We start from the raw sequence: 7,560 nt of genomic DNA, 5'->3' as shown, positions 1-7,560 counted from the left end.
TCCGATCGGAGGAAGGAGAGCATGAGCGAAACCACCTGGTCGGGGAACTGGTCGTGCGGGTAGTGCCCGGCGCCCTCGATCATCTCAAGCCGGCCTAGGCCGGACGGCAGGGCATCGACGATCGCCGACCCCTCGGCGTGCGGGTCGGCCCAGTCGGGGTCGAGCGTGCCCATCACGACCAGGACCGGGCAGCGGACGTTGCCGAGTTGCGCGCCGGCGTCGGTCGGGGCGCTGCGGCCCATGCCCTGCAGGGCCTTCATCCGGCCCGGCTCGCGCAGCAGGGAGTCGATGCGGTCGAGCCGTTCGACCCAGGCGGCCGGCTTCACCCCGGTGTAGGCCACGTCGAGGTACGAACGCCAGAGCGGCACGCTGCCGAACACGCCCGCGCCGAGCAGCCGCAGCATGCCCCGCCGGAAGCGCTTCACCCGCAGGTCGCCGAGGCGGATCGACTGCTTGCGGGTGAACGGCGCCAACTCGACAACCGCGGTGATCAGCGAGGGCTCCTGCGCTGCGGCGATGGTGGCGGCACCGCCGGAGATCGAGTGGCCGACGAGCACGGCCGGGCCGCCCAGGTGGCGGATCACGGCGAGCAGGTCGTCGGCGATGGCGGTGCGGCTCCAGGCCGGCCAGCCGACGCTGGACTCGCCGCAGCCGCGCAGATCGACCGCGGCGACCCGATAGCCCGCCGCCACCAGCTGCGGGATCACAGCACGGTACGCGGAACGGCTGTCGCCCATGCCGTGCGCGAGAACGATCAGCGGGCCGGACCCCGCCACCTCGTAGGCGATCGTGCCGCCGCCGGCGGCAAGGTACTCGGTCATGGCATCCTCCAGCTTGGCTAACCCTGTTAGCCATAAGCTAATCTCATTAGCCAACCTTGTCAACGACGAAACCTCGGCACGCTGGAAGAAGCGACGAAGGGCTGTGGAAGGGGGACAGCCCCGGACCGGCTGCAGGTGTCCACCGCAGCGTCCCGATCGCCGTCCTGGGCGCAACCGAGGATCACGGCGTTCGCTTCCGTCGGATCCTCGCCGTCGACAACGGCCCAGTTGTACGGAGTAGTTGCGCTGTCCCGGCAGGATGGTGACGCGGCTGGCTGGTGTGTGGCCGCTGATGCCGGTGTGGAGTCGATGGGTTGTACCAGTCCAGCCGGCCGGGGAACGCTGCCAGTCGCTCCGCTTCTGAGGTGTAGGGCCAGGTGCGGGCCCATTCGTCGAGCAGGATGCGGTGGAAGCGTCCGGCTTTGCCGTTGGCCTGAGGCCGTCACGGCCGTGTCCAGCGCGGGCTGATGCCAAGTATCCGAGAGTCCTGCACGCTGTGCGGGCCCACCGGCTCACAGACCACAGCCCACAGCCCACAGCCCACAGCCCACAGCCCACAGCCAGGCTTCCCGCTGTTCATCTACGGCAGGACGCCCCGCCCGACCAGCCCTGAGGGGATCGGGCCAACTGGCCCGGCTCCGGCCGCTGCTCGTCCAGTTGTCCGCGAACTCCCCCGGAAGTGTCCGTGATCGGTAACGGACGCATCCCGTGGCCGCCGCCCCTCGTCCTGGCAAGTGGTCGGAAGGCGACCAAGGATCGGCGAGGAACTGCGGGAAAGCGGGGCGGACATGGCACGGCACGGTGGCGGGCGGGGCTGGTACGGCAAGGTGACCGGGGCGGCCCTCGGAGTGACGGTACTGGCCGCCGGTGCCTCGGTGTGGACCGCGCAGGCCGGTGACGTAGTCGGCTCGTCGCCTCAGGCGGCCGCGTCGGCCACGCCGGGCAGTGACGTCAAGCCAGTGGATGTGACCATCGCGCACGCCTCGGACAAGGGGGAACACGGCGTCAACATCACCATCGACGACGGCCCCGACCCCGTGTGGACCCCTCAGGTGCTCGACGTGCTGCGGGAGTACGGCGTGAAAGCCACGTTCTGCATGGTGGGAACGCAGGCGCAGGCCCACCCGGACCTCGTGAAGAAGGTGGTCGCGGCCGGACACCGGCTGTGCGACCACACGGTGTCGCACGACACCACCATGGACACCAAGTCCCAGGCCTACCAGTCTCAGCAGATTCTCGACGCCGAGCGCATGATCACCGAGGCTTCCGGGGGCGTACGGCCGATGTACTACCGGGCACCCGGCGGGGCCTTCACCCCCTACAGCCGCAACCTGGCGGCCTCACGGGGCATGCGCCCGCTGGGCTGGAACGTGGACTCCAAGGACTTCGAGCGGCCGGGCACGGACGCCATGGTCGCCACCGTCGAGCGGGAGCTGCCCAACGGGCCGACACTCCTCTTCCACGACGCGGGCGGCGACCGCTCCCAGACCGTCGAGACCCTGCGCCGAATCCTCCCCTCGCTCAAGGAGCAGGGCTACTCCTTCGGCTTCCCGGTGCGCTGAGCCCCGCCCTGGCCTGCCACGGCGTTCGAGGTCCCGGCCCTCGACTACACCTTGATCTCGACGTGCTCCCTATCGGTGACCTCCACGCCCAGGCCGTGCGCGCGGCGGTTGTTCGCCCGGAAGTACATCTGCGCGAGGCCCTCAGTCGCGAGCCGTTGGAGGCGGCGTTCGATGGCACCCTGCTCCCTGGCCGTGACAGCCGGTCGGCGTAGACGGGCGGCAGGATCTGGGGATGTAGGGGAGACCGGCCCGCGCCGTGGTTCTGCAGCCCGGTGTTGCCGGGAGGTGCCGGCACTTTTCGCGCCCGTCACGCACGCCCTTCTTGCCTGGCAACGCGTGGATCCGCTCCAAGGTGCACCGGTGCCTGCCGCGGCGGAGGCTGGAGACATGGATGTGCCGACGCAGGCGGTGTGGACGGGCTGGATCACGTTCGGCCTGGTCAGCTTGCGGGTGCAGTTGTTCCCGGCCCCACGACGGCACGGCGTGGATCTGCACGAGGTGCTCGTCGCGGGCGGCTCCCGCATCCAACACCGGCGCGTATGCCAGGCCGGGGGCCGCGAGGTCGACAACCGCGAGATCACGAAAGGGCACAAAACCCCCGACGGGCACTCGGTGGTGCTCGAAGAAGCAGATCTCCAGGCCCTGCCGCTGCCCGGCAAGCACGTCATCGACGTCCTCGGTTTCACCCCCGTCGACGGCCTGGACCCGGTCCTGGTCTCGCGCGCCTACTACGCCGCACCGCACGGGCAGGCCGGGCAGCGTGCCGCCCAAGGAGGTCTGGAGCGGTTCGATCACGTGCAGGAGGTGGGCCCGTGACCGGGGCAACCGGCAGGGTGGCATTGGTGACAGGGGCCAGCAGCGGAATCGGTGCGGCCACCGCGCGCCTGCTGGCCGTGCGAGGGATGCGCGTGGTGGTCAACTACCTCCGCAGCGGCACGGCGGCCGAGGAGGTCGTGGACGACATCGAGGCCGCAGGCGGCCAGGCCATGGCCGTGCAGGCCGACGTGCGCGAGGCAGCGACGGTCGCGAGCATGATCGAGCAGGTCGAGGCGGCGTGGGGCGGCATCGACGTGCTCGTGCACAACGCGCTCACCCCGTATGTGATCAAGCCGTTCCAGGACATGACGTGGGAAGAACTGGGCGGGAAGGTCGACGGCGAGATGCGTGCGGCGTTCGCGGTCACCAAAGCCGTCCTGCCCGCCATGACCGAACAGGGCTGGGGACGCATCATCTATCTCGGTACCGGCCTCAGCCGCCGCCCCAGGGCGGGCATGATCGCACTGGGCACGGCCAAGGCCGCACTGGCGCAGTTCGCCCGGTACCTCGCCCAGGAACTGGGCCCGCGGGGCATCACGGTCAACGTAGTCGAGCCCGGCCCGGTGGAGGACACCCGCATGGCGGAGGCGCTCGATGAGGAACTCAAGCGGCGGCAGGTGGCCGCCACCCCCCTGGGCCGCCTGGCACGCCCAGGCGACGTCGCCCAAGCAGTCGCCTTCTACGCCGGCGAGGACAACGCCTTCATGACCGGCACCACGGCCGCGGTCAACGGCGGGATGTCCATGTACTGACGCCCCGCTGTCCGCCCCGCACCAGGCCATTCCGCCCCCCACCGGCCGAAGAGCGGACCGCGTCCGGCACACGCCACCTCAGCACCACGGGACACAGCACCGCGCTCGCCGGAGGCACAAGCACATGGCGGTGACACGATCAAGGAAAAGACGTTCATGTACACGATAGATCTCGCGTACGTCGGGCGGGGCCTGCACGAGGAGCTGGTCGCCTACATCGCCGACCAGCATGACTACTACGCCGACGAGGGCGTCCACGTCGCGCTGCGCGACGGCTGCTCCTGGGACGAGGAGCGGCTCCGCCACGGCGCCACCATAGGGCTGGGCCGGGCACTGCTGTCCCGACTGACCCAGAACACCCCCTGGGTCGCACTCACTGTCAACACCCACCGCCCGCTGTTCTGGTTCCTCGCCCGCCCCGGCCTGACCTCCCTGGCCGATTTGGCCGGCCGACGGCTGGCCGTGCACGCCCCCCATACCGCACCCGGGTGCTTCGCCCGCATCGTGCTGCGCCAGGCCGGCCTCGACCCGGACCGGGACATCAACACCATCGTCCGCCCGCCCGGCGACTACGGCATGGATCTGCGCCGGCTGCACGACGGCAAGATCGACGCGGCCTTGGTCGGCAGCACCATGGCACCGGAGGCGGTGGCCGCCGACCTCGGCTGGCAGGTGCTGGCCTGGGTCGGCGACCACCTCCGGATCCCCACCGTAGGCGTGGCCGTCGATCCCACCCACATCCACCCGGACGACCCCGCGGTCCAGGCCGTCGTACGAGCCCACCGGCGCGCCCTGAAAGTGATCCACAACGAACCCGACACCACGGTGCGGTACATGCAGACGTTCCTCGGCCGACACACCGCAAACGAAGTCCGAGCTCACTACGAGACGTTCATCGCACCGTATTTCACCACCGACGGCCAAGCCGACCTCACCATCGGCGCCACCGCGATCACCGCGGTCACCGCTGAACTCGACGTCCCCGCCACCGTCACCGCACCCGAGTTCTACCGCACCGCAACCACCTCACCCTAGGGGCTCATGGAGAAGCAAGGTGTTGCTTCGCGTGAGTCAGCTCGTTGTTGTGATTCGAGCGTCTCTCATGAGGTTCGTGGTCAACTCGCCACGGGACCGCGGCCCACGCGGCTCACGCTGGTGGAACCTGACGAGCGGGGCGGTCCGGTGTCGGCGCTGCGTTGGACGGTGAAGTCGACCAGGACCCTAGCGACCGCGCTCACCCGTCAGGGGCATAGGGTGAGCGCGGACACGGCCACCTCCGTCAGCTCGTCGTCAGTCCATCCCGAGACGACCTCGCCGACATAGTCCTACAGAGCGATCAAGTCGCGTATCCCGATTGGCGGTCGAGTCGTCGCGGGGCTCCGGGCGGCCATGTTCTCTGAGCCATCCGATCGGCTCCTCCATGACAGCCATACCCGGAGCCCCTGGGCCCACCGATCTTACGAATGACCAGCGGAAACCCACGCTTGAAAGGTAGGACTCCATGATCGCGGACGTCCGTACCTGCTGTGTACCGAACCCCGCCCAACATGACGAGACGTCAGCAACCGGGCGTCAGACGACTACGCCGAAGTCCTGACCGAAGAGGGCGCGGTAGTACGCGACTTCCGGTTCGCGCTCCATCCAGATGCTGCCGGTGGGGTCTCCGTTGTTGCGTTGTCGGACCATCCGGTTGGTTTCCGCTGCGCTCTTCGAGATGCACGACGAATGGATCGCCTTCCCTCGCCGCCACCTCCCCGAAGGCGATATGGGCGATATTTACCGCAAACTCTCTTTTGGTTCCTCCGCGCTACCCAACGCACCGAAATGCGACCGCCAGTTGATCCCCAACACCATGACGAGGGACACTACCTGGCGGATGCGTGTTCCCGACCGAGTGGCACTCGCTTCGGCATCCTCCCGGGCAGGTCGTCGGAGGCCATTTACCCAAAGATTACTGGGCAGTTGACCTCAGGGTTTCGTGGTAGCGTCCTTGTCGGAGGGACAGTGCAACCTGAAAGGGAAATCGTGAACACGGAGAAGATCGCCGCTCGCCGCCTCTCGCTGGAAGAGGTGACGAAGCTCGGCGTGAAGGACAGGCTCTTCGTTTCCGCCGACACGGCAGAACTCAAGCTTCCCGACTGCTATGTCCCTGCTTTTCTGACCAGGTCCGGTGAGAATTTCGAGGGCGGCTCGATCACGGCGAGAACCGTATTCCAGGAAGAGGTCTCCTGCCTTCCCGACGACGAGAATGAAGCCGGAATCTACTTGGCCGACGAGAACGGCCCGGCGACCATCGAGGTCCTCCAGTCCGCCGGTGTCGTGCTGGACCTGGCACTTTTCGTCCCTGGTGGGGACAAGGGGGCCCTCACGGCCCTTTACGCTGCGGCCCGGCAGGCGTTCGGCGCCGACATCGTGCAGATCTGGCGCCAGGGACTCAAGGAGGTTCCCGACGTGAAGGTCGACATCTTCGAGGAGCAGATTCCCCGGGGGCGCAAGGGAAGCGACAGCCCCAAGCGTGACCGTCGCGCGATCGACACCTACCCCACCCGTGCGGACTTCATCGAGTTCTCCGCGGGGTGGAAGCCGGTCGTTGAGATTCACAGGCCGATTGTCGACAACACCCCGACCATCTGAGGCGGCGTTACCTCTCGGTCTCGGCCTGAGAGAACGCCGAGAACGCATGCGCCGGACCCGGTCGACCCCTTAGCCTCGCGCTTTCATGAAGCGGGCTGTCCGGCAGGTGGTCACACAAACAGAAAGAGCCTCTGACCAGCAAGAATGAGGATTGTCTAGGTCCTTGTTCCCGCTGAATCCAGAGGCACTTTCCAGGTGAAGAAGCCTACCGGCTCCCATCCCCATGTCCGCGTCCAGGGGGACGGCCGGGCCGTGGTCTCGCAGGCCGGTTCGGTCCTGCTGGTCGAAACCGTCCGCAAGAGTGGCCTTGACCAGGCCATATCCGCGGCCCTGGCCCCATGGCGGAAGCCCCGGGCCGTCCACGACGCCGGCAAGATACTCGTGGACCTCGCGCCGGCGGTCGCGCTCGGCGGGGACTGCCTCACCGACATCACCCTGCCGCGGTCCGAGCCGGCCGTGTGCGGGCCGGTCGCCTCCGATCCGACGGTCTCCCGCCTGATCGACACTCTCGCCTCCTCGGGGAGAGAAGGCGCTCACGGCGATCCGCGCCGCACGTTCCGAAGTCCGCCGACACGTCTGGGAATTGGCCGGTGACCAGGCTCCGAATGCCGGCGGGCAAGTGACCGTGGACCTGGACGGAGTGCTGGTCCTCGCCCACTCGGACAAGCAGGACGCGGCCCCGACCTGGAAGAAGACCTACGGCCACCACCCGCTGATGGGGTTCGTCGACCACGGCCCCGGAGGAACCGGCGAACCCGTCGCGGCCCTCCTCCGCCCCGCAACGCGGGCTCGAACACGGCCGCCGACCACATCACCGCCACCCGCCTCGCCCTGACCCAACTACCGAAGAAGTACCGGCGGGGCCGGCGGACGGACTCTTATCCGCTGTGATTCCGCGGGCGGGACCGACGAGTTCGTGGCCTGGCTCGCCCAACGCGGGCGGTGGCTGCCTACTCGGTCGGCATGGTGATCACC

Annotated in this window: 6 protein-coding genes and 3 pseudogenes; 7 read left to right on the top strand and 2 right to left on the bottom strand. The window is 68.4% G+C overall.

Annotation, left to right across the window (positions count from 1 at the left end; all coding sequences use genetic code 11):
• Positions 1 to 821 (bottom strand): alpha/beta fold hydrolase (locus ACWC91_RS41095; RefSeq protein ID WP_450726354.1); only part of this gene is annotated, 821 nt, incomplete at its 3' end.
• Between the two features lie 246 nt (positions 822 to 1,067).
• Positions 1,068 to 1,371 (bottom strand): annotated as a pseudogene (locus tag ACWC91_RS41090) (integrase core domain-containing protein); the annotation flags it as partial.
• A 238-nt stretch (positions 1,372 to 1,609) separates the two neighbouring features.
• On the opposite strand from ACWC91_RS41090, the gene ACWC91_RS41085 reads away from it, so the two are divergent.
• The 7 genes and pseudogenes from ACWC91_RS41085 to ACWC91_RS41055 all read left to right on the top strand — a co-directional run.
• Positions 1,610 to 2,383 (top strand): polysaccharide deacetylase family protein, encoded by a 774-nt coding sequence (locus tag ACWC91_RS41085; protein WP_450644726.1) that lies wholly within the window; start codon positions 1,610 to 1,612, stop codon positions 2,381 to 2,383.
• A gap of 387 nt (positions 2,384 to 2,770) precedes the next feature.
• The gene (locus tag ACWC91_RS41080) at positions 2,771 to 3,199 is read left to right on the top strand and encodes a Ku protein (RefSeq protein ID WP_450644728.1); all 429 of its coding nucleotides are present in this window, start codon (positions 2,771 to 2,773) and stop codon (positions 3,197 to 3,199) included.
• Between the two features lie 26 nt (positions 3,200 to 3,225).
• Positions 3,226 to 3,951, top strand: coding sequence for an SDR family NAD(P)-dependent oxidoreductase (locus ACWC91_RS41075; protein ID WP_225077618.1), 726 nt, complete (start codon positions 3,226 to 3,228; stop codon positions 3,949 to 3,951).
• Between the two features lie 156 nt (positions 3,952 to 4,107).
• Positions 4,108 to 4,986: an ABC transporter substrate-binding protein gene (locus ACWC91_RS41070; protein ID WP_225077619.1), complete on the top strand. Its 879-nt coding sequence runs from the start codon at positions 4,108 to 4,110 to the stop codon at positions 4,984 to 4,986.
• A gap of 108 nt (positions 4,987 to 5,094) precedes the next feature.
• A pseudogene (locus tag ACWC91_RS41065) lies at positions 5,095 to 5,220 on the top strand (ISAzo13-like element transposase-related protein); the annotation flags it as partial.
• Positions 5,221 to 5,976: 756 nt separating this feature from the next.
• Positions 5,977 to 6,585 carry a hypothetical protein gene (locus tag ACWC91_RS41060; RefSeq protein WP_450644731.1) on the top strand — a complete coding sequence of 203 codons (609 nt, stop codon included), beginning with the start codon at positions 5,977 to 5,979 and terminating at the stop codon, positions 6,583 to 6,585.
• A gap of 195 nt (positions 6,586 to 6,780) precedes the next feature.
• Positions 6,781 to 7,560 (top strand): annotated as a pseudogene (locus ACWC91_RS41055) (transposase); the annotation flags it as partial.

Source organism: Streptomyces sp. NPDC001204 (assembly GCF_053598035.1).
Note: the sequence above shows the minus strand (reverse complement) of the source record. Positions and strands in the feature narration are given on the sequence as shown.

Excerpts from the sequence above, each read along its gene's own strand:
- ACWC91_RS41085 (WP_450644726.1), top strand. The coding sequence starts at position 1,610 with ATGGCACGGCACGGTGGCGGGCGGGGCTGGTACGGCAAGGTGACCGGG.
- ACWC91_RS41080 (WP_450644728.1), top strand. The coding sequence starts at position 2,771 with ATGGATGTGCCGACGCAGGCGGTGTGGACGGGCTGGATCACGTTCGGC.
- ACWC91_RS41070 (WP_225077619.1), top strand. The coding sequence starts at position 4,108 with ATGTACACGATAGATCTCGCGTACGTCGGGCGGGGCCTGCACGAGGAG.